Here is a 24,453-nt window from a genome sequence, read left to right as displayed (position 1 = left end):
AGACCCGCCGTTCCTGAACGCCAACCAAGCCTGGGTAGACTCTGTGTTCAAAACCATGACACCAGAGGAGCGCATCGCGCAGCTCATCATGATCCCGGTGTACTCCAACAAAGACCAAGCGCACATCGACTCTATCAGCACGCTGATAAACAAGTATAAAGTTGGCGGCCTGATATTCTTTCAGGGCGGCCCGGTGCGCCAGGCACGCATGACCAACCGCTACCAGCGCGAAAGCAAAATTCCGTTAATGGTAAGTATAGATGCCGAGTGGGGCCTGCCCATGCGCCTCGACAGCACCTCGCGCTTCCCGTACCAAATGGCGCTTGGCGGCATCGAAGACGAAAAGCTCATTTATGAGATGGGTGCCGAGATTGCGCGCCATTGCCGCCGCTTGGGCATCCACGTGAATTTTGCCCCGGTGGTAGACGTAAACAACAATGCCAATAACCCGGTGATCGGTTTCCGTTCTTTCGGCGAGGACAAGTATAACGTTACCCGAAAAGCCATGGCCTACATGCGCGGCATGCAGGACCAGAAAGTACTGGCAAACGCCAAGCACTTCCCCGGCCACGGCGATACCGATGTAGACTCGCACGTGGGCCTTCCGATCATCAACTTCTCCAAAATCCGCCTCGATTCTGTGGAGCTCTACCCGTTCCGCCAGCTCATGAAAAACGGACTCGGAAGCCTGATGGTGGCGCACATGAACATCCCGGTGCTCGACAATACTAAAAACTTAGCCTCAACGCTTTCTAAGCCAATCGTTTCTGATCTGTTGAAGAGAGATTTAGGCTTTAAGGGACTGGTGTTTACAGATGCCCTGAACATGCAGGGCGTGGCCAAGTTTTACGCTCCGGGCATTGTGGATGTGAAGGCGCTTTTAGCCGGAAACGACATGCTGCTGAACACCATGGATGTGAAAACAACCATACAGGAGGTGAAAAAGGCTATTGCCCGTGGCGAGATTACGCAGGCTGAAGTAGACGCGCGTTGCCGCAAAGTGCTTGCCGCCAAGCAGTGGCTGGGCCTGGATAAGTGGAAACCGGTTGAGATGAAGAACCTTATCGAGGACCTGAACAGCCCGTACGCCAAATACCTGAACGAGAAACTGGTTGAGGCCTCGCTTACGCTGCTGCGCAACAAGCAAAACATACTTCCGGTGCAGCGCCTGGATACGCTAAAAGTGGCAGCCCTGGCTATTGGCACCGATAAGGAAACCGATTTCCAGCGCGGTCTGGCCCGTTACACCAAGGTGGATACCTTCTTCCTGACCCCGACTACCTCTATTGCCGAGCTGTTTGCCCTGAAGGAAAAGCTGCAAAAGTATAACCTGGTTGTTGCCGGCGTGCACAAGCTAAACCTGAAAGCCGGTGGAAGTAACTTTGGCATCACTGCCGAAATGAACCTGTTCCTGAAAGACCTGATCCGCTCGCAGCGCACCATCGTAGGCGTGTTCGGCAACGTGTATAGCCTGGCCTACCTCGAGAGCCTCGAGAAAGCAGATGCCGTGATTGCGGCCTATCAGGAAACCGCCACCACGCAGGACCTGACAGCCCAGATGATATTTGGCGGCATAGGCGCGAAGGGCAAGTTGCCGGTGACAATCTCTAACAATTTCCGCATCAACGATGGCCTGAAAACCAAAGGCGGGCTGCGCTTTGCCTATACCATGCCGGAAGCCGTAGGGCTTAAAACTGCCGACTTCGCAGGCATAGACTCTTTGGTGGCGCAAGCCATTCGAGAGAAGGCCGCGCCTGGCGCCGAGGTACTGGTTGCAAAAGATGGTAAAGTAATCTACCAGAAAGCCTTTGGCTATCATACCTACGAAAAGGAAAAGCCAGTGCAGTTGGATAACCTCTATGACCTGGCCTCAATCACGAAGATCAGTACCTCGTTGGCGGCATTTATGAAGCTGAAAGGGGAGGGCCGCTTTGATGTGGACCGTACGCTGGGCGAGTACCTGCCCATGATGGAAGGCTCTAACAAAGCCGACCTGAAATACCGCGACATCCTGACGCACCAGGCTCGCCTGAAAGCCTGGATTCCTTTCTGGAAAGAGACCGTGAAGAAAAACGGCAAGTTTAAGTGGAGCACGTTTAAAGCTGATTCTTCCCGACGCTTCCCGATTAAGGTAGCCGATAACTTATACATGCACCGCAAGTATGCCCAGAAGATCTACAAGGAGATCAAAGATTCTCCGCTGAACGAGAAGCCAGGCTACGTGTATAGCGACCTGTCGTTTATACTTGCGCCGCTGGTAGTGCAGAACATCACCGGCCAGGATTTTGAAACCTACCTGAAGAAGAACATCTACGAACCTATTGGCGCTACCACGCTCACGTTTAATCCTTACAAGCACTTCAGCGCAGACCGTATAGTGCCTACAGAGCATGACTCGCTGTTCCGGAAGCAGCTGCTGCACACAACCGTGCACGACGAAGGCGCAGCCATGCTGGGTGGCGTTAGCGGCCACGCAGGCTTGTTCGGTACGGCCAACGACCTGGCCAAACTGATGCAGCTATACCTGAACGATGGCACCTTTGCCGGCGAAACATACATCAGCGGCAACACGGTGAGCGAGTTCAGCAAATGCCAGTTCTGCGACCAGGGCAACTACCGCGCCCTGGGCTTTGACAGGCCAGCCAAGCCTGGCGCACCGGATAGCAACGCCGCCCCAAGCGCCCCTGTAGAAAGCTTTGGCCACTCGGGCTTTACCGGCACCTATACCTGGATCGACCCGGTAAACAAGTTGGTTTACGTGTTCCTGTCTAACCGCGTGCACCCAACCCGCGAGAACCGCAAACTGTACCAGCTTAATACCCGCACCGAGGCCCTGCAGGTTGTTTATGATGCCATGGAAAAAGGCAAAAAAGTACAGCAGTAACAGTTAGTTACAAGTATAAACTAAAAGAGGCTCCGCATGCGGAGCCTCTTTTAGTTTATACTTGTAGGGGTAATCTATGTCCCTTAAAGCATTCTATTATTGAACATAGGCGAGTGGGCTGTTAAGAGTTAGTGTCCTGCTTAACGTTACTCGTGCATTCGATGGGGAAGGCGAAACCGAGCGTAAAGGCTGAGCATTGTTGGCGGCAGAACTTACTTTGGGTCTCCATAATCTTCTGTTTTCTCAACTTCACCGTTCCTAGTATAGAATGTCCAATTGCCACATCTTTTGTTTGGCGATGTGAATTTATCAGCAAAGCCATCTGTCATTTTTCTATACCTAAAGCCTTCCTGCCATAACCTGTCTGGTTCATAGTATAGCTTCTGCGATTCAAGTCTATAAAGTGTTCCGTTAATTCTTTTGTATTCATAAACACAATCAAAGATGGCTCCGTCTTCTGGTAGTATTTGGTAGTATGCCTGCAAATACCCCAAGCTATCCATCTCCATTGATTCTATCAGTTCCCGCTTACTGTTATACTTGTTAGCTGTTCCGATGAAGTGATATGAAATTTTGCTGTTGATTTTTCTGACAGCAATTTCACCTTCAAACCCTCCGAAATCCATAGCAGTTTTCTTTTCAACGCCCTTGTAGAGAACGATGCCCTGCTGTACCGAGTCTAGTTCAGAAGCTGTCAGAATCTTTTTGATGTTCTGTGCATTGGACTGAAAAGTATAAAGCAAGCTTACAAAGAGTAAGAGTTTCTTCATTTAGTATAATTCTGTTTTACCGCCAACTTTATTAATGCAGTCGATGGGCTGGCGTAGCCTTGGTGCTGCAGATTGATAGGCGGTTTTCAATGTTTATATATCTCTGCTGAAAGTAAACCTATATAGATTTTAGTTGCTTGCTTCAAGTTATTTTGTCTGTACTTGTTGTCCTCATCGGTGTAGTCTACCTTGCTCACTTCCTGCTTTCCTTCTGATGTTATAAGGATTAGTGTTTTGTAGGAATAATATTTTGCCTTGATATTGAATTTGCGAGTGGAAGAGAATATTTTACTTCTGTTGTCTATCAACTCTTCATATAAACCAGTATTCCTAAACTCATCTACTTTATTAGAACAACATCTGATTCTTTTCAGATAATATTTCTGACCTTGCTATCAGATGAGGCGTGTGTCTGTACCGTTATCCTCGCAACTACAATTCTTTTTATCCTAATAAGGGAAATCAATACCAACATTACCTGACTTAAATATTATAACATGCTCCACGCCTTTGTCAGCTATAAGTGAATCAGCATGAGCTTCAGATAAACTATCCAAGTCAAGGTATACCATACGCATAGACCTTGCAATTTTCTCCAAGTCTTCATCAACCCCTTGTGACTGCGCATAGCTGATGGTCAAAAGGAGTATAAGTAGAAACAGTATTGCTTTCATTTTAAGATAAATATCGCCTAACGGATTGGTGTAGACGATGTGCTAGGCGTAGCTGAAGCATATACGTGGTTAGGAGGCTGTAATTCTACTTCTATATTTTGTATTTGTGGCTCAGACACTCCAGACTCATTTTGCTTACCTGTACACATACACTTTCTTCTCTTAAAAGCTATGCCTTCAATTTATCAACCAACAGAAAAAAAGCACTAAAAGCCCATCCAACAATTATCAAGTGAAGGAAAAGAAGCACAAGAATTGAAATCGGTACCCATATTCCATTGCGATACAGGTTGTTAAAGAGTGAGAAAGTTACTAAAACATTATTAGGCAACAGTAATGAACTTATTAAAGAACTGAGCAAGTGAACGACCAACGTCAAATACTTTACAGGATCACTTACATCTGCTGAAAGGTATTTCAATACACTTACTCCAGCGACTCTAATTGCTGCATAGAATAAATAAATTAACACAATGAAAACAATAAAGAAAAAGAGTTGGATAACATCCCGATTCGAAGCAGAAAGCAGAAAAATAGCGGGCATAGGCTTAATAGAGCTTTGAAAAAAGGAAGAGAATTGATAGGATTATCAACGAACCCACGAAGAAGTTCATATCATACCTTCTTGATGATTCATATGGTCTACTCATTACATCATCAAATTTGCCCTTAAATCCCTTAATGGTCCAGCGAACAAATGCTCCTGTTAATATTACCGTAAAAGTTATAAAGCTTGCTCTCATAATAATATGTCTCTTAACGGATTAGTGCAGCCGCAGCCCGCAGCTTAGCGAGGGGTTACGGCTGCACCGGGTTACCTATCGTCGTTCTTTGTTAGTCCACGAATGTTTCTTTTATCACACTTTTGCAGGAAGCTATTTCTGAAGGGTTCAGAATTCCTAGCACTTTAACAATGCGGACTTTGTCAATAGTCCTTATCTGGTCGATCACGACCCACCCCACTTGATTGTTGTGCTTCACTTTCACACGAGTAGGATAGCTACGGCTCTTGGTGGTCATCGGCGCGATAACTACTGTTCTTAGGTTGTGATTAATCTCATCGGGGGATATCACGATACATGGCCTTGTTTTCTGTATCTCACTTCCAACAGTAGGGTCCAGATTGACCAGGACTATCTCATACTGGCTTATTTCCATTCATCAAAGCTTTCATCACCAAACACATCATCCAGTAAAAGCTGGTCATCACCGTTCTCGTGCATTTTCCTGAAGGCTTTGTCCCAGCCTTTCCTTGGATGCTCAACTGGCTTTAAAATAATCTGCCCCTTTTCCAGTATTAGCTCAACTTTATCCTTGATGTTATACCTGTCTAGAATGGACTTAGTCAACCGTAGTCCTTTGGAATTGCCTATTTGAATGATTGATACTTCCATAGCACTTTTTATTAAATGTAATTACAAAGTTATTACATTAACGGTTGTTTACAAGACAAAGTTCTATAGATTACTATGATAGGTAACAACAACGTGTTGGTACATGAGGTGAGCAAGACGTAGCCGCAGCTTTACACATGTGCTTTATCGGCGTTACGTTGTTCTTTATTTTTTCTGCTCATCCCACATTTCCTTAATCCTGCCCCACCATTCAGTAGCCCATTGCTTCAGATGGTCAAGTGTTAGAGGTTCACCATTACTATTAGAAATTCGGTAATCTGTTGCTGTTAAAGTCAACTCTCCACCAGCAATTTCTTTCGAACTGTTGCAATGAAGCACATAAGTCTCTGGTTGAGTATAGGTATAGCTTTGAACATCAAGCCCCAACTTCTCCATTGTCTGTGGGTCGCTTGTTGTCCTTTTCTCTGTTTCCCGAAGTGCAATAGGCTTCGACTTGTTGGCTTCATCGTCTTTGAACACAAAGTACTCACACAGTAAATTTCTACACCCCAACAGCTCAACTTTTATTTGGTATTCCAACACGGGAGGAGTCCATACCTGCCCCCAAGGAATCACAATTTCTAAGGCCAAAGTTTCCCTGTATTTGCTCACGCTCTTTATCTCAAAGTCGTGAAACATCGAAAACAGTTCTTCTATCTCTTGTTGTTCATTCATGATTCCAATGCACGCTAACGGATTGTACAGGCTGCGAACGAGGCGTAGCCGAGAATGGAGCCTGTGCCGTGTTAGCAGGATTAGTTCTTTACACTTGCGCTTGACTCTACTTTCTTAAGGTAAGTAATGGCTTCATTTGAGAAAAGGAAAGGTTTTGCCTTGTCTTTTTTTGCGGCCTTGTTATAGAGGTAAACGAACTCAAAAGGATTGTCAATGTTGGTGATTAGCTTTTTCTTTAGGCCGTTACGCTCAATCACATCAGCCATATAAAAACCTGGTATATGCCCGCTCATTCCAATTACCTGCTGCTTAATTTCCTGGCTTGTATAAGTTTTGGTGCCTGATGCTATGTACCTTATGGCTTCGTCCACTTTTGGCATCTGCGCTTCGCCAAGTTGCAGCATGTAACTGCCAAACTTCATATCTTCGGGCATGCTTTCCGCCATAGTATAGTGTTTGTCAATTAGGTCAGGAGCACCTTCGTTTAGCAGCAGTCCCAACATCAGGAGAAGGCTTTTATCTTTCTCTTTCACATCATATTTTTTCATTTGCCATACAAGGTGGTGAAGTTCGTGGCCACCTAATATGCCATACTTCACTTTGTCATACATATAAGTCGCCCACAGCGTGAGCACCACATTACCTTTGTTTGCCAGCGCGTCGTTGCCTAAGGCATTAAAGTATAAAGTAGCTTCTGGTTTGGTACGGTGCATCCGCTTAGGCAACATGGTATATGTTTCGGCATATAGCGAAGCCAAGTATGCATCCTTATCGGCCAGTATGTTTTGCAGGTACTCACGCAACTGTGGTTCGTTGGCTTTGTAAAAGTGTATTAGATAAGTATTATAGTGCTGCCGAGGGTCTTTCAGGCGTTCGAGTAGGATGCTGTCGTGCTGCGGCATATACACCACTTCAAGGTCTTTCCGGAAACGGTTCAGGTACTTCTCATTATATGCTTGGTTCTGGATGTATTGAGCGTTACCTTCTAGGCTTAGAAAGCTTTTCCATAAATCATCGCTAAATGGCTTTCCCTGGCGAAGGCTGTCGGTTAGTTCAAAGTAGCGGACTGCGGCTGTTGCATCTATGGTTTGTGCTTGTATGAAATGGCCACATGTGAGTAAGAGAATAAGGGTAAAGAGTGTTTTCATGTATAGTTAATTAATTTTAGTTATTCCTGCTAACGGTTTGCATATGGCTTGTGGCGGTTTCGAAGCACTTTTCTGTCCACCGAAACCAAAGCTGGCTACGGAGCGCGAACCTTGCTGGCAGCCGTTCACCCGCCATAAGCTATATGCTTTGTTGTGGTGCGTTTTTATTATTTTTTCTTTCTTCTTTAACTTCCTTTTTTGTTTTTCGCTTATCTGCCAATTGATTAAGTAATGAATCAGGGTCATTAACCATTTCATCAATTTCTTTTTTTGAAAATCCCTTTAAGTCTTTCCGTGTTACGTGATGGCTTCTTGACATACTATTAATTTTATAGAAACTTCAGTCCGAGTTCATTTACTTCTTTATCAACTTTTACCCATTCAACTCTGTCATCAATGTCCTTTTCTACGGGACTAACTATCATAAACAGGTCAGTCAAATAAATTACTTCTACAATTCTCTTGTTGTATCCTAAGGCTCCAACATCTTGCATTTGAAATTCAACTTTCTTAAAGTCCAAATGTCCGTTTTGATAAATTACCTTTTGAGTTCTCCAAGCGGATGATGAAAACGCAATTTTTAAATGTCCGATTATTAAAATTCCAATTATGGTCAATGTCGGAATTGTCGAGCCTATTATTTTCCATTTTCCTGTTTTAAAAGTCCATAGATTCCAAATCAAAGTCAGAGGAGTCAATACAATAATTCCAAAATATGTAAATGACTTTATCGCCTGGCTTTTGATTTCAAATGAAGTTAGTCCGTCAAGGGCAAAAAGTAGAGTTGTCAGAATGAAAATTCCATTTAACACTGTCGATATATACTTCTTAAACGTCATTTTTTTCAAATGCACCACAACTATGGTATATAAGGAGTTATTCCGGTTATTAGTCAAATACAGCCGATAACCGGAACTGCACACTCCAAGTTACCATAATCTGCCATACTTAAAGCCCGTATTTATACTTAAAAGTGCTATAACAGAAAAGCCCGCTCAGAAACTGAGCGGGCTTTTTTCGTGGTTCTAAACTCGTTGATAATCCTATGTGTGTGTCCTAGAGAAAGGATGGTTTAGAAATTGTAACGCACGAATGCCTCCATGGCCTCATAGTCTGCGAGGCCCAGGTTATGATAATTTTCAGCGGTTTCGCGGTTGCGCTCCTCTGCACGTACCCAAAACTCGCGTGCATCGTCGCCCGGGAAAACCGGTCTGTCTTTCTGTGATTGGTGCTTGAAAATGGCATCGCGCTTACGGATAACCTCCTGCGGCGAAAGCGGAACGGCCATTTCGATTTCGTGGGTCTCAAACTCGTGCCACGCGCCGCGGTACATCCACAGCCAGCAGTCTTTTACCCAGTCCTCGGTTTGCTGCAGGCGCTGCAGTGCCTCTACAATAATGCGGAAGCAAACAATGTGCGTACCATGCGGGTCAGCAAAGTCGCCGGCTGCAAAAACCTGCTGCGGCTTAACCTTCTGCAGCAGCTCCATGGTCAGCTCAACATCCTTGTCGGTTACCGAGTTTTTCTTGCGCTTGCCGGTTTCGTAGAACGGCAGCGCCATAAAATGTATGTTATCATCCTCAAGGCCGGCGTAACGCGCTCCGGCGTAAGCCTCACTCTTCCGGATAAAGCCTTTCACGTTCAGGATCTCCTGTGTGTCTACCTGGTTTGGCTGCTTCTCTTCTATAAAGCCGCGCATGTCGTCGTAGATCTGCTGAAGTTTGCTGGTATCCGCCCCAATGCTCTTGTTAAAGTCGATGGCGAACTCCACATAGCGCAGCACATCATCGTCCCAAACGGCAGTGTTACCGGAGGTCTGGTAAGCCACGTGCACATCGTGCCCTTGGTCTACCAACCGGATAAACGTACCACCCATCGAGATCACGTCATCGTCCGGGTGAGGGGAGAAGATAACCACGCGTTTTTGAGCCGGCTCGGCGCGCTCAGGGCGTTGCGTGTCGTCGGCGTTTGGCTTGCCACCAGGCCAGCCGGTAATTGTATGCTGTATCTTGTTAAAGATATCGATGTTGATGTTGTAAGCAGGGCCAAACTCTGTAGCCAGCTGCGCCATGCCGTGGTTGTTATAGTCTTCCTCGGTCAGCTTAAGTATAGGCTTGCCCAGTTTCTGCGAGAGCCAGATAACGGCTTTCTTTGTCAGTTGGCTATCCCAGATGCAATCCTTTACCAGCCATGGCGTGTTAAAGCGAGTCAACTCCGAAGCGGCATCCTCGTCCAGCACAAACTCCACGCTGTTAGAGAGCTGCAGGTACGTGGCAGGCACCTCGCTCGACATTTCGCCTTCTACGGCCTTCTTAATGATCGGTGCTTTCTTCTGGCTCCAGGCCATCAGGATAATTTCACGCGCTTTAAAGATCGTGCCGATGCCCATGGTGATGGCCTTGGTCGGAACGTTCTCCTTGCCACCAAAATCGCGGGCAGCATCGCGGCGTGTCAGGTCATCGAGGGTAACCAGGCGCGTACCGGAGTTTGGCGCGGAACCCGGCTCGTTAAAACCGATGTGTCCCGTACGGCCAATACCCAGAATCTGCAGGTCAAGGCCGCCAAGCTCTTCAATCTGGCGCTCATAGTTCAGGCAGAAAGCGTGTATTTCCTCTTTCGGCAGCGTGCCATCCGGGATGTGCACGTTCGCCTTTTCGATATCGATGTGATCGAAGAGGTTCTCGTTCATGAACGTTACGTAGCTCTGCACCGCATCGGGTTGCATCGGGTAGTACTCGTCCAGGTTAAAGGTGATTACGTTGCGGAAGCTAAGGCCTTCTTCGCGGTGCATGCGTACCAGCTCGGCGTACACGCCAACCGGTGAGGCACCGGTTGCCAAGCCAAGAACGGCAGGCTGCCCCTTGCTTTGCTTATCACGGATTAAGTCTGCAATACGCTTTGCCACCGACACAGAAGCGATGTGCTGGTCAGGGTAAACGCTAACCGGAAGTTTCTCAAAACGGGTCTCCTCCAGGAGATTTAATCTGGGCATAGTGCTTTGTGGGTTATAAGCCACGTTATTGTTAAGTAGTTGCATGCTGCGTATATACTTTCTTAATCTGCGTGTTTTCTGTTTACCTGGCCTGCTCCAACTGCTGTTCCAGTATGTTCTCGAGCACGGTTGCTGCGGCGCCAAGCATACTTGCGTTTGGCCCCAGCGTAGACAGCGCAATGCTGGTCGACTCCCGGAGCTGCGCCATGCAATAGGTGTTTATGGCCTGCTGTATGGGCGTGGTGATAAATTGTTTGGCTTCGGCAATCTTGCCGCCAAGTATGATCAGCTCAGGGTTAAACAACTGGATAAGTATGGCAATGCCTTTGCCCAGGTGCTTTCCGGTTTCGGATAGCATGTTTATGGCAAACTGGTCGCCGCTATGTGCTGCATCTATCAGCAGTTGCGGCTCAAGTTTTTCCAGCTCCTCTTCGGTAAGTTTGCTGAGCAATGATTTCTGGCCGGCTTTTATACTTTCGCGGGCAATGTTTGTAAGCGATACCCCGGAGGCTACCGTTTCCAGGCAGCCGCGTTTGCCGCAGTGGCAAAGGACACCGTCCTCGATCAGGGGAATGTGGCCAAACTCACCGGCAAAGCCAAGTGCGCCTCCGCGCAAGCGGCCATCCATAATCACGCCCGTACCAATACCCCAGTCCATGGAGAGAACCAGTACATCCTGCTTGCCTTTCGCCTGGCCAAATCTGAGCTCGGCCAGGGCGGCGCTTTTTACGTCGTTCTGGATAAAAACCGGCTTGCCCAGTTTTTGCTCCATCAGCTGCTCCAGCGATTCCTCCAGCAAATCGGTGCGGAGGTAGGTATGGTTATTACCTTCTTTGTTGGCTACCAGGCCCGGCATACTTACGCCAATACCCACTAGTTTCTTTTGATCTATCCCGGAAGCGTCTATGTGCTCCTGCGCTTTGGAGCAAAGCTCGTTCAGGCCGCTCAGGTCTTCCGGTAATGTATAAGTATATGTCTGTATAGGCGTGATCTGGTTGTTGTTGTTATCCATGATCACCATGCGCGTGCTAAACCGGTCCATCTCAACGCTTAGCACAAACAGCGAGTTGTTGCGAAGGCCGTACAGGTCTGGCTTGCGGCCGCCCACCGATATGCCGAGCCCCTGCTTCTCCACCAGTCCCTCAGAGATAAGCTCACCTAATAATCCCATAGAAGTGGGGGAGCTGATGTTGAAGCGAGAGCAAATATCGGCGTTGGTGCGGGCACCTTTTACATATAAGTGTCTGACAATCTTTACTTTTTGTAAAAATTTCTTTTTCTCAACATTGTTGAGCGTTTCCAGATGGTCTGTATGTGTAGTTAAGGTGCTCATGCACTAAGTGTAATTCTGTGATGGCAATTATGCCAAAATAATTTAGTTAACCAAAATACTTTACTAAAATATTTTAATAAAGTTAAGCGTGATAACTTTAAAAAGAGGAAAAAGGTTCGGTTGCTTGCCTAAGATTATCCATCTTTATACTATTATCCATTACGCCTTATAAACATAACGAAAGCCATGCGAAAACTCAGTATTGCCTTCTTGCTATTTGCGCTAAGTATGCATGCCGTGCTTGCCTAAAACTCTTGGATAAGGATTAACCAACTAGGCTACCTGCCCCAATGTATAAAAGCTGGCGTATGGGCATCGAACCAAAGTAAAAAAACCGACACGAACGTTTAAGTTACGCAATGCCTCCACCGGCAAGGTTGTTTATAAGGCAAAGGTTGATAAAACTGAGTATGGCACCTATGCTGCGTTTACCCAAACGGCGCGCCATACTTTTACGAGGAGGATAATTGGACAGACGATATGGAACTGGCGGCCACACAGCTTGCCAGGTTTAAGGGCAAGGATTTATACTTAGAGCAGGCAGCCGCTTTCGCTAACAAGGAGCCTGTTACCCCCTGGATGGGTGCCGACACGGCAAGGCATTACCAGTGGTACCCTTTCCTGAACCTGGGCCACTACTACCTTGCAAAAAAGCAGTGCAACAGACCGGGAGAAATATGTGGCTTACCTGAAATAGGGCCTGGAGGGCGTATACCAACGCGGTAAAAATAATGCCTTTCAGATGGGCGTGCCCTTTATCTGCTGTTCCAACAACCTGGTTGCTGCCATACTTACGCAAAGCCATTTATACAGCCAACTCACCGGCGATGAGACCTATGCCGTTATAGAAGCCAGCCTCCGCGAGTGGCTGTTAGGTGCTAACCCCTGTGGCACAAGTATGATTGTGAGGCTACCTGAAAAACGGCCATTACCCTGAGTTTCCGCACTCCTCGCTTACCCTGCTAAATGGTTACCGTCTGGATGGCGGATTGGTGGAGGGGCCCGTGTACGGCAGTATCTACAATAACCTCAAAGGAATTAAGCTGTATAAGCCGGATGAGTATAAAGAATTTCAATCAGAGCTGGTTGTACACCACGATGACTTCGGCGATTACTCTACCAACGAGCCAACCATGGACGGCACCGCCAGCCTGACCTACATACTATCCGCGTTGCAGCAAGAAGGCAAGAAGCAGTCTCAAAATCCTTAGCATCAAAACCAGACTCCTGTTGCGAAACTCAAAGTATACTTGCCATTTATAACCACTTGCGCAGCCTTAAACATAAAAGCCGCTCCCAATAGAATCAGGAGCGGCTCTTGTATTATACTGTTTCGGGTTAATTATTTATCCCACCAAAGCTTACCGTAAAGTCCGTCATCGCCACCGAACTGGCGTTGTACAGCCTCATTGTAGTTCTCGGTGTTGTTAAACTTCTCGGTTTCCACGTAAATCTGGCGTGTAGGCACATTCACACCGTTTGGAGCGATCAGGTTATCCGGGTAGCCGGTTCTGCGCCACTCAGCCCAGGCTTCGTAACCGTGCATAAACAGGTGCACCCAACGCTGCGTGGCAATCTGCTCCAGGCCATTGGCCGGAGTGTAGGCAATACCGGGCTCCATCAGAAAAGCATCTGCGGCAGCGGCATTGCCTACCCACTGCGCCATTGATTGGCGGATAGCCATGGTGTAGTTTGCCTCGGCCTCAGTCTCTCCGCCGCTTATCCAGCCACGTTTAGCCGCTTCTGCTTTTGCAAAAAGCGCCTCGGCATAGGTTACCAGGTATACCGGCGCATCCTGCTTCCAGATGGCGTTACCAAGCAAAGAATACTTTTCTGTATCCATGTCTTTGGTTTCACCGGAAGGCAGACCTACATATTCGCCGGTGGCACGGGTCGGGTTGCCGTACACTGGCAGGCGCGGATCATTATATGGCTTCATGTTTTCAACCAATGTCTGACTGAGCGCCCACCACTCTCTACCTAGCCCGTTAGGATCGATTTGGCCATACCAATAGTTCTGGTTATCGGCGTTGGCCTGGTGCTTAAAGATGAAGTTATCAGCGTTAGAAGCCATTATGCCGGCAGAAAGCGCCTGGTTAAACTCTTCCTGCGCCTTGGCGGCGTTAACCTCCGACAGGCGCAAGGCCATGAGCATGCGCAGCGTGTTCGCCAGTTTGCGCCATTTCTCCATGTCGCCGTTATACATAATGTCGCCGCTGATGCTCCCAGCCACAATTTGGCTGTTAGCCTCCTTCAGCAGGGCAAACATGGCATTGTAAATCGCTTCCTGGGTATCATATTTCGGCGTCAGGTTTTCGGTGCCCTGCAGCGCTTCTGCAAAAGGAACATCGCCCCAACGGTCGGTAATATGCCAGAAATAGTATGCCTTCATGATCTTGGCCACAGCCAACTGGTTTGCCGCCGGCCCATCTTTCTCCTTCACTAGTTCAGGGCGCGTCAGCACATACTCCAGGTTCATGAGTGGGCCTTGGTACAGCGAGTAAAAACTTGTGCTTGTTACCGGGTACAGCGAAGCGTTTACATATTGTGTTTCAGAGAGGTATTGCGCCAAAAACTCACCATTTGGCGATGAGCTCAGGCCAGGCAGCGAAAGCTGCGAATTACCTATCAGTTGCATGGCCGTAGCATCGCTTGGCCTATTAGGGTTAACATTGATGTCCTCATCAAAATCATCGCAGCTGGCGAGGAAGAAACAGGCGATAAGTATATAAAATAGCTTTTTCATATGCACTTCAGCTTAAAACGTAACATTTAGGTTGATGCCGTAAGAACGTACCGTTGGCAACTGGCCAGACTCGTACCAGCCTATTGCCTGGCTACCGGTGGATAGTTCTGATGGGTCCAGTCCTTTCGGGGCATCTTGCCAGATCATGAGCGGGTTGCGGGCAATGATAGCCAGGTTGGCGCTTTTAACAGGCAACCAGCTCATCTCAGATTTGCTAAAGGTATAGCCCAGTCTTGCCTCGCGCAACTTAACATAGCTTGCATCATAGAGCCAGTCCTCGTAAATTCTGCGCGCAGCCACACCGTAGTAACGCTGCGGGTCCACGTAGGCGGTAACTTCCGCGCCTGTCTCTGCAGAGATTCCCTCTACTTTCACGCCGCCGCCCTCACTCAAAGGGTCGCGTACGTTTTTGCCATTGTCGTTCATCTCAACGGTAAGCGGGTCGAGGCCGGTGCGCACAGCAAGCATCTTAGAGCGACTGAAGAACTGCCCGCCCACCTGGTAATCGATCATGGCAGAAAGGCTGAAGTTCTTGTAGTTAAAGGTGTTCTGCATACCGCCTGTCATGTCTGGCAGCACAGTGCCGAAATCGTGCGTGGCGCTGGTGTACAATGGCAGGTTGTTGCTGTCTAGCAGTATCTTGCCGGTTGCCTCATCGCGCTGGTATGCCTGGCCAATCAGGCTGCCGTAAGCCTTGCCACTATAGGAGTTGAGGTAACTGTACGTACTAGAGTAGTATGCTGTACCATGCGTAAGCACGTCTACACCCGGGTAAAGCTCTACAATTTTGTTCCGGTTACGGCTCAGGTTAAATACGCTGTTCCAGGAGAAGTTTTCTGTCTGCACAGGTGTGGCCGAAAGCACGGCCTCAATACCCTTATTCTCGATAAGACCCGCGTTGATGATCGCAGAACTATAGCCGCTGGTGCCCGACACATCCAGTTCGATGATCTGGTTCTTGTTGCGTTGCTTATAATACGTTAGATCTAACCCTAACCTGCCGTTCAGGAACCTTAGGTCCAGGCCGGCCTCGTACGAGTGCGCGAAGGAAGGCTTGATGTCCGGGTTATTGAGTACATCCGGCACATAGAGTGTATTTACGGTTTGAGGGCCGGAATACACGGTGCCTACCTGGTAGGTGGCCGAGGTGCTGTAAACATCCAGGTCAGATCCGGCCTGGGCATAGCTCACCCTTACTTTACCAAACGACAGCGGTGTCCAGCCTATCAACTCACTGAAGACCATGCTGGCTGATACAGAAGGGTACCAATAAGAGTTGTTGTTTTTTGGCAGGGCCGAGGATCTATCGTTTCGGATGGAAGCATCTATAAAATAAGTGTCCTTATAACCCACAGAGGCCATGGCATACATGCTGCGCAACTCCTTGCGTAATAAGTAAGAGTTAGTAGTTGGCCTGTCTATAGACGCATCGATGTTATAAAAACCTTCCGCAGTTAAACCGCCTTCGGTGTTTTGGGAAAGGTAAGTATATCTTCTGTCGAAGAGGTTAGCACCTACGTTGGCATTAAGCGAGAAATCACCAAAGGTTTTGTTATACTGGCCTAAAAACTCGTAGTTAAATTCGCGGTTCTGGAACTTGCCAACATAATAGCGTGGAAGATCTTTGCCTCCAAATGCTGTTCTGGATTCGATACTCTGGGTATACATATCGGAGCGGATAAAACCGCTTACTTTTAAGCCCTCAAGCACTGTGTAACTTAAACCAACGTTGCCAAACAGCCTGTCGCGGCGGTCGTTCGAGGTGTTCTCGTACGCTTCGAAGTATGGGTTGTTCCAGTAAAGCGGGGTGAAGTTTGAAAGCGTTCCGGAACTGGCGTAAGATCTCCTGAGGTTCCAGTGCAGGTAGGTTCCGTCGGGGTACTGGTAGTTTTCCAGGCGCTTCAGGTCCAGGCTGCGCTGAAACCACTGGCCCAGGTAGCGGGAGCCGTCTTCGGACCCCTGGCCCGGGCGTTGTGCATTGGTATAGGCATAGGTAAGATTGGCGGTGGCAGTCAGGTTCTTTGCAATGTCGGTGCCCAGGCTCAAGCCCAGGTTGTTTCTATCGAGCCATGTGTTGGGTTCCACACCCTCTATGCGGGTGTCGTTCAGGCTCAGGCGGAAGTTGGTGCCCTCGTTGCCGCCGCTAATCGTAACCCCGTTATTGATATTGTAGCCGGTTTCGTAATAATCTTTGATATTATCCGGGTGCGGAACAAAAGGGGTTAGCTTGCCATACTCAGGGTCTTGGGGGTAAAAGCTGAAAATCTGGCGCACCATGGTGCCGTCCATCTTTGGCCCCCAGCTTTCGTCTACCTGCATATCCACATATTTTTCGCCGTTAGCGAGTGTGCGCCAGGTTTGGCTTGAGCCGCCGCCATACATGTTTTGGTAAGGCATAAGGTTGCCCACACGCTCTACCGATACGGCAGAATTGAGCTGCACCGTGATGTTTTTCTGGCCCCTTGAGCCTTTTTTGGTAGTGATCATGATAACGCCGTACTGGCCACGGATACCATACAGGGCCGAGGCAGCCGGGCCTTTCAGCACGTTAATAGACTCAACGTCTTCCGGGTTGATGTCCTGGGCAAGGTTTCCGTAGTCTACGCCAGCGCTTTCAGCAAAATTTGCGTTAGATATTGGCGTGCCGTCTACAACAATCAGCGGCTCGTCCTCGCCGTTGAGTGAGTTTACGCCGCGGATCTTAATTTTCTGAGTGCCGCCCATGCTGGCTCCAGACGATCCCGTGATCTGCACGCCGGCCACCTTACCGGCCAGCGAGCCGATTACATTTTGCTCTTTAGTAAGGGTTAGGTTTTCGCCCTCGACCTGTTGCGTGGCATAACCCAGCGAGCGCTCGCTGCGCTCAATGCCAAGTGCTGTTACAACCACTTCCTGCAGCTGTTTATTATCGGCATTTAGCTGCACGTTAATAACGTTCTGGTTTCCGACCTGTACTTCCTTAGGCGCATAACCCAAAAATCTGAATAATAGCGTTGCCTCTGCATTGGGCACGTTGATCTGGTACATACCATCGGCGCCCGTTGTTACGCCGGTTGTGGTTCCCTTTACAATTACGCTAACACCGGGTAGCGCAAAGTTGTCTTCGGCTCCTGTTACCTTACCACTAATGGTTAGCTGCTGAGCAAACGCGGTTCCGCAGCAACAAGCCACCAGCAGCAAAAGGAGAGATAAGTAGTTTTTTCTCATAATTGCGTTAGGTTTGGTTAAAGAATGTGATTAGTTAGGGTAATATATGGTAAATCAAATACTTATGAAAGCATTAAGTGAAATAAACGCAAAACACCAATGTGATTACATCAATTAGGTATAGATAAACGTGCTTACGTATACTTCTAAAAAGTGTAAGTAAATATACAAATTAATGTACAAATAATTAAATTTAGCGTTTAAAGTCGAGCTATTGTCATGGCTAACTTTTGCAGTATTTAATTAGCTAATAGAATAAAATATCAGGCTTATTTCTGACCAAGCATGAAAGAGGTTGCAACAAAGACTTTGAATATATATTGCTTTTCACGTACTTAATGTCTTCAATCTAATGTCTCGAAACCTATGCACCTAATTGCGCCACAGCTCAGATGGGTTATGCTATCCTGTCTGCTTTTCACATTAGCTTGTAGCAGCTCCAGTAAAATGCCCGGCACAGCCACAACAGCCCCTGAGCTTTTCGGGCCCTCTCAGATTATGCAGGAGGTTAAAACCTCTGAGCAAAATATCAACCGCTTTATTGGGTTTGCCCTCTACGACCCCGAGGCAGGAGAGATGCTGGTGGAGTATAATGCCGATAAGTATTTTGTGCCGGCGTCTAACACCAAGCTCTTTACGTTTTATGCGTGCCTTAAAATGCTCGGAGATTCTATACCGGCGCTAAAGTATGTGAGCCACGGCGACTCCCTGATTTTTTGGGGTACCGGCGACCCTACGTTTACGCACATGGACCTGAAAAACAGCCTCGCCTATAATTTCCTGAAGAACCGCCCCGAAAAAAAACTATACTACATAGATGCTCCTTTCGCCAGCACGCCCTTTGCCACCAACTGGGGCTGGGATGACTATAGTTACTATTACCAGCCGGAGCGCAACGTGTTCCCAATCCATGGCAACATTGTAAAGTTCCTGCGCAGTACCGAGCAAGGCCCATACAGCACCACACCTTCATACTTTAAGGCCAGGGTAAGCCAGGATACGGCAAGCCAGCGCAATGGCGATGCCTTTGTGCGGGCCTGGCGAAACAACGACATTGCATTTCACCCAAAAGAGGCTTCTTCAAAATTCTCGACCGAAGTACCGTTCATCACCTCCCCCGAAACGGTGGTAAAGTTACTGGCTGATACCCTAAAGCGACCAGTAGAGTGGCTGAAAAGGCCTCTGCCTGAAAATGGAAAGGTGTTTTATGGCTTGCCTGCCGACTCGGTGTACAAACGTATGCTGCAGGTAAGCGATAACCTGATGGCCGAGCAGCTGATGGCACTTTGCTCCGGTACACTGTCCGACACGCTTTCTATTGAACGGGCCATTGATCATGTGAAAAAAAATTATCTTACGGATTTGCCGGATGAGCCTGTTTGGATTGATGGTTCTGGTTTATCCAGCTCCAACATGTTTACGCCAAGAACCATTATTGCCCTCTTGCAAAAATTGTTGGAGGAGCGGCCAAAGGAGCAATTGCTACCGATGCTGGCCGTAGGAGGCAGGCCAGGCACTTTCCGGAATATCTATAAAGCCGATGTGCCTTTCGTGTTCGGAAAGTCCGGCACCTTGTCGCATGTGCACAACCAGAGCGGCTACCTAATTACCAAGAGCGGAAAGCTGCTGCTCTTTAGCTTTATGAACAACAATTACGCATCATCTACGTCGGATATCCGAAACGAAATGGTGCGCGTCATCACTGAGATACATAACCGGTATTAAAACCGTGTTGCCATACTTTAAATATAAAAGCAACAAGCCATACTTTCACAAATAAAACTATCTAAATGAAACTGACCATACGCTCTTTTGATTTACCGCTTAAGCATACTTTCACCATCTCCTACGACTCTCGCGATGTGCAGCCAACCTTAATAGTAGAGTTGGAGCAGGACGGGCACAAAGGCTACGGGGAGGCTACCAGCAACCCATACTATGGCTTCACGATTGAAAGCATGACGGCCGCACTGGAGAACATCAGGCAGCTAATCGAAACAGCAGAACTGACCTCACCGGAAGCGTTTTGGGCGCAGGTGCAGCCGCATCTGCAGGATAATCCCTTTGCATTGTGCGCACTCGATATGGCTGCCAATGACCTGTTTGGCAAACTTAACGGGCAGCCGCTTTACAAAATGTGGGGCCTTAACACCGACCATACCCCGCTAACGGATTATACCATCGGCATCGACACCATTGAGAACATGGTTAAAAAGCTGAAGGAAATGCCATGGCCGCTTTACAAAATTAAACTGGGCACCAAAGAAGATGTGGCGATAATCAAAGAGCTGCGCAAACATACCGATGCCGTATTCAGGGTAGATGCCAACTGCGCCTGGGGCGTGGAGGAAACCATCGAAAACTCAAAGCAACTCAAGCCACTGAATGTGGAGTTTATTGAGCAACCGATGCGCGCTGATGATATGGAAGGCATGAAGCAGGTTTACCGGCACTCGGTGCTGCCACTTATTGCCGATGAAAGCTGCATTACCGAAAGCGACGTAGCCAAATGCCACGGCCACTTCCACGGCGTTAACGTGAAGCTGGTGAAATGCGGCGGACTAACGCCGGCACGAAGAATGATAAAAGAGGCGCAGCAGCTGGGGATGAAAGTAATGGTAGGCTGCATGACGGAATCTACGGTTGGGATCTCAGCCATTGCGCAGCTGCTCCCAATGCTGGATTACGTGGATATGGATGGTGCCCTGCTGCTGAACAAGGACATTGCTTCCGGCGTAACCATCGATTTCGGAAAAGTGCATTACAGCAAAGTAAACGGAACAGGCGCAGAGCTTCTGGCATAAGCATGAGCAAAGCCGCCTATACCGATCACCTGCCGGGGCGCACCGTGCTGCTGGATGGTAAGGAATTCCTTTACTGTTCGGGCACATCGTACCTCGGGATGGCCTGCAATCCTGCTTTTCAGGAGTTGGTGCAGCAAGGGATGCGGCGCTATGGCACTAACTATTCCAGCTCGCGGAGGTCTAACTTGCAACTGCGCGTCTACGACGCAGCAGAGGAAAAGCTGGCGGCGCAAACAGGGGCAGAGGCGGCCTTAACCATGTCGTCGGGGTTTCTGGCTGGGCAAACGCTGGTGCATGCTTTGCGTACGGAAGGGCGTTTTTTGTACGCGCCCTGCGCACACCCGGCACTGTGGCTAACCGATGAGGCTGCTGCGCAGGCAAATGCCCCAATCAGTTTCGAAACCTGGGTTGCGCAAACGCTGGAACGAGTGTTTACGGCTACTGCTGAGCGGTTTATACTTGTATGCAATGCCCTGGACCCGCTACATGCCCAAGCGTATTCGTTTGACTGGGTGGCGCATTTGCCTGCCAGTAAGCATGTTATACTTATCCTAGACGATTCGCATGGCTTTGGCGTGTGCGGTTCAGGAGGCGCAGGGATTTATAAAGAGCTCAGCAAGTATAAAAATGTGGAGTTATTGGTAGTGAGTTCTTTCGGGAAGGCGCTTGGCATTCCGGCTGGGTTTATACTTTGCTCACGGCAACGAGCAGAACAGGTGAAGGCCAGCTCATACTTTGGAGGGGCCTCACCGGCCATTCCGGCGTACTTGCAAGCATACTTAAAGGCCGATGAATTAGTGCAGGCAGCCCGGCAGCAACTCGTTGCAAACATTAGATTGTTTCTAAGTGAGCTAGGGCCGGCAGCCAGTATGTTCGACTTTATTCCAGGTTACCCGGTTTTCAGCACTAGGTACCAGCAGCTGGCAGATTTTCTGCATCAACGCGGCATACTTATTTCAAGCTTCCGGTATCCAACGGCAGCCAGTGAGCCGATAACCCGTGTAATAATTAACAGCCTGCACCTGCCCGAAGACTTGAAAAGGGTAGCCGCTGCTATAAACCAATTTGAACTTGAAATTGTCGTAAAATAGGCAGTTGGTATTTGTGCCGCTGTTTATACTTTAAAATATTTTCTAACCTGATAAACTATGAAAGCGGGTTGCCGCCGGATAAACACATGATGAAAAAGAACTTACTTATACTTGCCCTGGGCTTCCTGATGGCCTGCTCCACCGGGAAGGAGTCTGCCAGCACAACGGCCTCAACCATGGAGCCGCACATCGAAACAGTTCGCCAGCAGTATGCCCCCGATAAACGCGTGGCTTTGTTCAATGTAAGCCAAAATGGGGCAGTGCTAACCGGCGAAACAAACATACCAGCAGCCAAGCAAGAGTTGCTTCAAAAGCTTAAAGCGGCAAATATCAACTATGTGGATAGCATTCAGGTTTTGCCCGAGGCAACGCTGGAAGGCAGGAATTATGGCGTAATTACGATATCGGTGGCCAACCTGCGCTCCGAGCCCAAACATCCCGCAGAGCTCGCCACGCAAGCCACCATGGGTACGCCTGTGCAGGTTTACAAAAAGAAAGGCGGCTGGTACCTGGTGCAAACACCGGATAAGTACCTGGCTTGGGTAGATGCCAGCGGCGTGACGCTTATGGACAAGGCTGCTTTCGATGAGTGGCAGCAGAGCCCAAAATTGCTTTACACCAAACCCTATGGTTTTGCGCATGACAAGGCAGCTGCAACTGCAGGCACCGTATCGGATTTAGTGTATGGCGATGTGCTTGCGCTCAAAAACACATCTGCAAATTATTTTGAAGTAGGATTTCCGGATGGAAGAACGGGTTTTGTACCTGCCGCTGATGCTGTGCCGTATGCTGCCTGGCTGTCCAGCCGCAAGCCTGATGGAAACAACCTGGTGGCCACCAGCAAGCAGCTGTTAGGCCTGCCATACTTATGGGGTGGCACTTCGTTTAAAGGCGTGGATTGCAGTGGGTTTACCAAAACCGTATACTTCATGAATGGTTTGGTGCTTCCTCGTGATGCCTCGCAGCAGGTTAACATTGGCGAACTGGTTAATACCGCTAACGGATGGGATAACATGCAGCCCGGTGATCTGCTTTTCTTTGGTGTGCCAGCCAAGGACGGTAAATCGGAGCGTGTGGTGCACGTAGGCATGTGGATTGGCGGAAACCAGGAGTTCATCCATTCGGCCGGACGTGTGCGCATCAGCAGCATGAACCCGAAGGCTGAAAACTTTGACGAGTCAGAGCTGAACCGTTTCCTGAGAGCCAAGCGAATAACCCCGGATGATGCTGTGGTTGATCTCCGAAAAACGGCTTTGTATCAGTAAGTATAATAAAGACAAGAAGTATAAAACGAGGCGCTCAGCAGGGCGCCTCGTTTGTTTTAGGCCCTATTATATATACTTTGCCGAATTAGGCCATTGTTTAAAGCTCTTTCTGAAAGCGTAACCATTACTCTTAGATTACTAGATAGCTTAAAGTCGTGTCTGAGTTTTGCTGCCTGATGATAAACTGCCAAGTTTACCGCGTCAGGCGCGGTAGCGCACTTACCAGCTCAGAGCTAGGGAAGAACTCCGGGAATTGCTGTAAGGTATCCAGCAGCTCATTCAAAAAATGCTGATTATTAGCAATGTTAGAGAAGCATGCCACCAGAGTATCTTTGTAAGGCAGCCGGATAATCAGGTTAGTAAAACCTGAGGTGTCGCCGCTGTGGTAAAGCTCAGGATTATAGCTGTTGCAATCAGAAATAAACCACCCCATACTATAGCCCCAGGGTTTATGCTGCTCAACCAAAGCACAATTATCTTTTATTGCTTTATTTATGTTAAATAGATTCAGGTTTGATAGGGCTATATGCCATTTAAGATAATCCTGGGCAGAAGTATAAATACAGCCGTCGCCACGCGTGGCCGTCCCGATATTTTGGTCTGTAAGTATAATGCCTTGATGTGCATCCCAGGTATAACCCGTTGCCCGATTTTGAATGCTGGCATCTTTAGAATAGAAGCGGGTGCTATGCATTTGCAGCGGGCGAAAGATATTATCCTGTAGAAAATCAGCGTAATCACTTCCCGAAACACGCTCTACCAAAAGGCCAAGCAGCACGTAGGCTGTGTTGCTGTAACGATACCGTGCCCCGGCAGGGAAGAACACATGGGTTTGCTTTGATGTAAGGTGAAGTACATCTTCGTCGGTGAGTTGCTCGGTTTGGCTGGAAGGTATAACTTCCTCAAAATCTGGCAGGCCCGAAGTATGGTTTAGCAAGTTAGATAGCCTGATGTCGCCGAAATGCGCCAGCTCAGGGAAGTAAGCGCTGAGTTGGTCGTGCAGCTGTAGTTGCCCATGCTGCGCCAGCAGATGCACACACATAGCCGTGAACTGCTTCGATACAGAGGCCAGCCTGAAAGTGGTTTCCGATGTGATGGGCGCCCCTGTTTCCAGGTTTGCCGCACCTGCGCCTCCCTCAAAAAGTATGGCACCATACCGGGCAATGCATACCATAGCGCCTGGGGTTTGAGCATTATAGTGCTTGTGCAGCAGGTGGTGCAAGGCGTTTTCCAGCGTTGGCATGGAGTATACGTGTTTGGGTAAAAGTGTGGATTTGTGCTTAAAAGTATAAATTAAGCCTGAAAGACCAGAGCAACAATACCCCTTAGCACAAAAATCTGAAAAAAACGATATGTTTTGGCAACAGGGTGTTGGCTTTGGGCCGCCGTAGTTCTAACTTTAAAGTTTCCGGGCTTAGGCAGCTTTGTGTCCCTGCGTTTCTATACCTGGTACACATCGGTTTGTCCGAA

At 48.2% G+C, this 24,453-nt stretch carries 23 protein-coding genes; 9 read left to right on the top strand and 14 right to left on the bottom strand.

Annotated elements, in window-relative coordinates; all coding sequences use genetic code 11:
• Window positions 1-55 precede the first annotated feature (55 nt).
• A complete protein-coding gene (locus tag D1627_RS00235) occupies window positions 56-2,884 on the top strand; it encodes a glycoside hydrolase family 3 N-terminal domain-containing protein (RefSeq protein ID WP_119431046.1) in 2,829 nt (942 codons plus the stop codon).
• A 212-nt stretch (window positions 2,885-3,096) separates the two neighbouring features.
• Here D1627_RS00235 and D1627_RS00230 read toward each other — a convergent pair whose 3' ends face one another.
• The 11 genes from D1627_RS00230 to D1627_RS00175 all read right to left on the bottom strand — a co-directional run bounded on the left by D1627_RS00230 (window position 3,097) and on the right by D1627_RS00175 (window position 11,870).
• A complete protein-coding gene (locus tag D1627_RS00230) occupies window positions 3,097-3,654 on the bottom strand; it encodes a hypothetical protein (RefSeq protein WP_119430222.1) in 558 nt (185 codons plus the stop codon).
• 449 nt (window positions 3,655-4,103) lie between these two features.
• Entirely contained in the window at window positions 4,104-4,328 is a 225-nt protein-coding gene (locus D1627_RS00220) for a hypothetical protein (protein ID WP_119430220.1), read from the bottom strand.
• 169 nt (window positions 4,329-4,497) lie between these two features.
• Window positions 4,498-4,872: a hypothetical protein gene (locus D1627_RS00215; RefSeq protein ID WP_119430219.1), complete on the bottom strand. Its 375-nt coding sequence runs from the start codon at window positions 4,870-4,872 to the stop codon at window positions 4,498-4,500.
• 290 nt (window positions 4,873-5,162) lie between these two features.
• Window positions 5,163-5,486, bottom strand: coding sequence for a type II toxin-antitoxin system PemK/MazF family toxin (locus D1627_RS00210; protein ID WP_119430218.1), 324 nt, complete (start codon window positions 5,484-5,486; stop codon window positions 5,163-5,165).
• A complete protein-coding gene (locus D1627_RS00205; RefSeq protein WP_089320658.1) occupies window positions 5,477-5,722 on the bottom strand; it encodes an AbrB/MazE/SpoVT family DNA-binding domain-containing protein in 246 nt (81 codons plus the stop codon). The genes D1627_RS00210 and D1627_RS00205 overlap by 10 nt, the downstream gene beginning before the upstream one ends.
• A 165-nt stretch (window positions 5,723-5,887) precedes the next feature.
• Entirely contained in the window at window positions 5,888-6,397 is a 510-nt protein-coding gene (locus tag D1627_RS00200; protein ID WP_119430217.1) for a hypothetical protein, read from the bottom strand.
• Between the two features lie 80 nt (window positions 6,398-6,477).
• Window positions 6,478-7,545: a DUF5700 domain-containing putative Zn-dependent protease gene (locus tag D1627_RS00195; RefSeq protein ID WP_119430216.1), complete on the bottom strand. Its 1,068-nt coding sequence runs from the start codon at window positions 7,543-7,545 to the stop codon at window positions 6,478-6,480.
• Between the two features lie 139 nt (window positions 7,546-7,684).
• Complete coding sequence (locus tag D1627_RS18240) at window positions 7,685-7,864, bottom strand: hypothetical protein (protein ID WP_147383146.1); 180 nt, start codon at window positions 7,862-7,864, stop codon at window positions 7,685-7,687.
• Window positions 7,865-7,874: 10 nt separating this feature from the next.
• Window positions 7,875-8,384 (bottom strand): hypothetical protein, encoded by a 510-nt coding sequence (locus tag D1627_RS00185; protein WP_119430214.1) that lies wholly within the window; start codon window positions 8,382-8,384, stop codon window positions 7,875-7,877.
• A gap of 233 nt (window positions 8,385-8,617) precedes the next feature.
• Window positions 8,618-10,582, bottom strand: a complete 1,965-nt coding sequence (nagB, locus tag D1627_RS00180; protein ID WP_119430213.1) for a glucosamine-6-phosphate deaminase — start codon at window positions 10,580-10,582, stop codon at window positions 8,618-8,620.
• 37 nt (window positions 10,583-10,619) lie between these two features.
• Complete coding sequence (locus D1627_RS00175) at window positions 10,620-11,870, bottom strand: ROK family transcriptional regulator (protein ID WP_119430212.1); 1,251 nt, start codon at window positions 11,868-11,870, stop codon at window positions 10,620-10,622.
• Between the two features lie 258 nt (window positions 11,871-12,128).
• Between D1627_RS00175 and D1627_RS18660 the strand changes: the two genes are divergently transcribed.
• From D1627_RS18660 to D1627_RS18405, 4 genes are all read left to right on the top strand, one after another.
• The gene (locus D1627_RS18660; protein WP_119431045.1) at window positions 12,129-12,221 is read left to right on the top strand and encodes a hypothetical protein; all 93 of its coding nucleotides are present in this window, start codon (window positions 12,129-12,131) and stop codon (window positions 12,219-12,221) included.
• A 129-nt stretch (window positions 12,222-12,350) separates the two neighbouring features.
• Window positions 12,351-12,596 carry a hypothetical protein gene (locus D1627_RS18415; protein WP_199688346.1) on the top strand — a complete coding sequence of 82 codons (246 nt, stop codon included), beginning with the start codon at window positions 12,351-12,353 and terminating at the stop codon, window positions 12,594-12,596.
• A 16-nt stretch (window positions 12,597-12,612) separates the two neighbouring features.
• Window positions 12,613-12,807 carry a hypothetical protein gene (locus D1627_RS18410; protein ID WP_199688345.1) on the top strand — a complete coding sequence of 65 codons (195 nt, stop codon included), beginning with the start codon at window positions 12,613-12,615 and terminating at the stop codon, window positions 12,805-12,807.
• 67 nt (window positions 12,808-12,874) lie between these two features.
• The gene (locus D1627_RS18405; protein ID WP_233555451.1) at window positions 12,875-13,081 is read left to right on the top strand and encodes a glycoside hydrolase family 9 protein; all 207 of its coding nucleotides are present in this window, start codon (window positions 12,875-12,877) and stop codon (window positions 13,079-13,081) included.
• A gap of 131 nt (window positions 13,082-13,212) precedes the next feature.
• Here D1627_RS18405 and D1627_RS00160 read toward each other — a convergent pair whose 3' ends face one another.
• Together D1627_RS00160 and D1627_RS00155 are read right to left on the bottom strand one after the other, a co-directional pair.
• The gene (locus D1627_RS00160; RefSeq protein WP_119430211.1) at window positions 13,213-14,616 is read right to left on the bottom strand and encodes a SusD/RagB family nutrient-binding outer membrane lipoprotein; all 1,404 of its coding nucleotides are present in this window, start codon (window positions 14,614-14,616) and stop codon (window positions 13,213-13,215) included.
• Window positions 14,617-14,628: 12 nt separating this feature from the next.
• On the bottom strand, window positions 14,629-17,823 hold the full coding sequence (locus tag D1627_RS00155) for a SusC/RagA family TonB-linked outer membrane protein (RefSeq protein WP_119430210.1): 3,195 nt from the start codon (window positions 17,821-17,823) through the stop codon (window positions 14,629-14,631).
• A gap of 447 nt (window positions 17,824-18,270) precedes the next feature.
• Here D1627_RS00155 and D1627_RS00150 point away from each other — a divergent pair, with 447 nt between their 5' ends.
• From D1627_RS00150 to D1627_RS00135, 4 genes are all read left to right on the top strand, one after another.
• Window positions 18,271-19,548: a D-alanyl-D-alanine carboxypeptidase gene (locus D1627_RS00150; protein WP_233555450.1), complete on the top strand. Its 1,278-nt coding sequence runs from the start codon at window positions 18,271-18,273 to the stop codon at window positions 19,546-19,548.
• Between the two features lie 65 nt (window positions 19,549-19,613).
• Complete coding sequence (locus D1627_RS00145) at window positions 19,614-20,627, top strand: dipeptide epimerase (protein WP_119430208.1); 1,014 nt, start codon at window positions 19,614-19,616, stop codon at window positions 20,625-20,627.
• A gap of 2 nt (window positions 20,628-20,629) precedes the next feature.
• Window positions 20,630-21,718 (top strand): aminotransferase class I/II-fold pyridoxal phosphate-dependent enzyme, encoded by a 1,089-nt coding sequence (locus D1627_RS00140; RefSeq protein ID WP_119430207.1) that lies wholly within the window; start codon window positions 20,630-20,632, stop codon window positions 21,716-21,718.
• 86 nt (window positions 21,719-21,804) lie between these two features.
• A complete protein-coding gene (locus D1627_RS00135; RefSeq protein WP_119431044.1) occupies window positions 21,805-22,983 on the top strand; it encodes a C40 family peptidase in 1,179 nt (392 codons plus the stop codon).
• A gap of 193 nt (window positions 22,984-23,176) precedes the next feature.
• Here D1627_RS00135 and D1627_RS00130 read toward each other — a convergent pair whose 3' ends face one another.
• Window positions 23,177-24,226 (bottom strand): serine hydrolase domain-containing protein, encoded by a 1,050-nt coding sequence (locus D1627_RS00130; protein WP_119430206.1) that lies wholly within the window; start codon window positions 24,224-24,226, stop codon window positions 23,177-23,179.
• Window positions 24,227-24,453: the final 227 nt, after the last annotated feature.

The organism is Pontibacter oryzae (genome assembly GCF_003576375.1).
Taxonomy (GTDB): Bacteria; Bacteroidota; Bacteroidia; order Cytophagales; family Hymenobacteraceae; genus Pontibacter; species Pontibacter oryzae.
This window is presented reverse-complemented; position numbering and strand designations above follow the sequence as displayed.

Coding starts and splice junctions, on each gene's coding strand:
- D1627_RS00200 (WP_119430217.1), bottom strand. CDS start 6,397: ATGAATGAACAACAAGAGATAGAAGAACTGTTTTCGATGTTTCACGAC.
- D1627_RS00210 (WP_119430218.1), bottom strand. CDS start 5,486: ATGGAAATAAGCCAGTATGAGATAGTCCTGGTCAATCTGGACCCTACT.
- D1627_RS18410 (WP_199688345.1), top strand. CDS start 12,613: ATGGGCGTGCCCTTTATCTGCTGTTCCAACAACCTGGTTGCTGCCATA.
- D1627_RS00220 (WP_119430220.1), bottom strand. CDS start 4,328: ATGAAAGCAATACTGTTTCTACTTATACTCCTTTTGACCATCAGCTAT.
- D1627_RS00150 (WP_233555450.1), top strand. CDS start 18,271: ATGCCCGGCACAGCCACAACAGCCCCTGAGCTTTTCGGGCCCTCTCAG.
- D1627_RS18240 (WP_147383146.1), bottom strand. CDS start 7,864: ATGTCAAGAAGCCATCACGTAACACGGAAAGACTTAAAGGGATTTTCA.
- nagB (WP_119430213.1), bottom strand. CDS start 10,582: ATGCAACTACTTAACAATAACGTGGCTTATAACCCACAAAGCACTATG.
- D1627_RS00195 (WP_119430216.1), bottom strand. CDS start 7,545: ATGAAAACACTCTTTACCCTTATTCTCTTACTCACATGTGGCCATTTC.
- D1627_RS00140 (WP_119430207.1), top strand. CDS start 20,630: ATGAGCAAAGCCGCCTATACCGATCACCTGCCGGGGCGCACCGTGCTG.
- D1627_RS00155 (WP_119430210.1), bottom strand. CDS start 17,823: ATGAGAAAAAACTACTTATCTCTCCTTTTGCTGCTGGTGGCTTGTTGC.
- D1627_RS00175 (WP_119430212.1), bottom strand. CDS start 11,870: ATGAGCACCTTAACTACACATACAGACCATCTGGAAACGCTCAACAAT.
- D1627_RS00135 (WP_119431044.1), top strand. CDS start 21,805: ATGATGAAAAAGAACTTACTTATACTTGCCCTGGGCTTCCTGATGGCC.
- D1627_RS00130 (WP_119430206.1), bottom strand. CDS start 24,226: ATGCCAACGCTGGAAAACGCCTTGCACCACCTGCTGCACAAGCACTAT.
- D1627_RS00235 (WP_119431046.1), top strand. CDS start 56: ATGACACCAGAGGAGCGCATCGCGCAGCTCATCATGATCCCGGTGTAC.
- D1627_RS00160 (WP_119430211.1), bottom strand. CDS start 14,616: ATGAAAAAGCTATTTTATATACTTATCGCCTGTTTCTTCCTCGCCAGC.
- D1627_RS00185 (WP_119430214.1), bottom strand. CDS start 8,384: ATGACGTTTAAGAAGTATATATCGACAGTGTTAAATGGAATTTTCATT.
- D1627_RS00215 (WP_119430219.1), bottom strand. CDS start 4,872: ATGCCCGCTATTTTTCTGCTTTCTGCTTCGAATCGGGATGTTATCCAA.
- D1627_RS00205 (WP_089320658.1), bottom strand. CDS start 5,722: ATGGAAGTATCAATCATTCAAATAGGCAATTCCAAAGGACTACGGTTG.
- D1627_RS00230 (WP_119430222.1), bottom strand. CDS start 3,654: ATGAAGAAACTCTTACTCTTTGTAAGCTTGCTTTATACTTTTCAGTCC.
- D1627_RS00145 (WP_119430208.1), top strand. CDS start 19,614: ATGAAACTGACCATACGCTCTTTTGATTTACCGCTTAAGCATACTTTC.
- D1627_RS18415 (WP_199688346.1), top strand. CDS start 12,351: ATGGAACTGGCGGCCACACAGCTTGCCAGGTTTAAGGGCAAGGATTTA.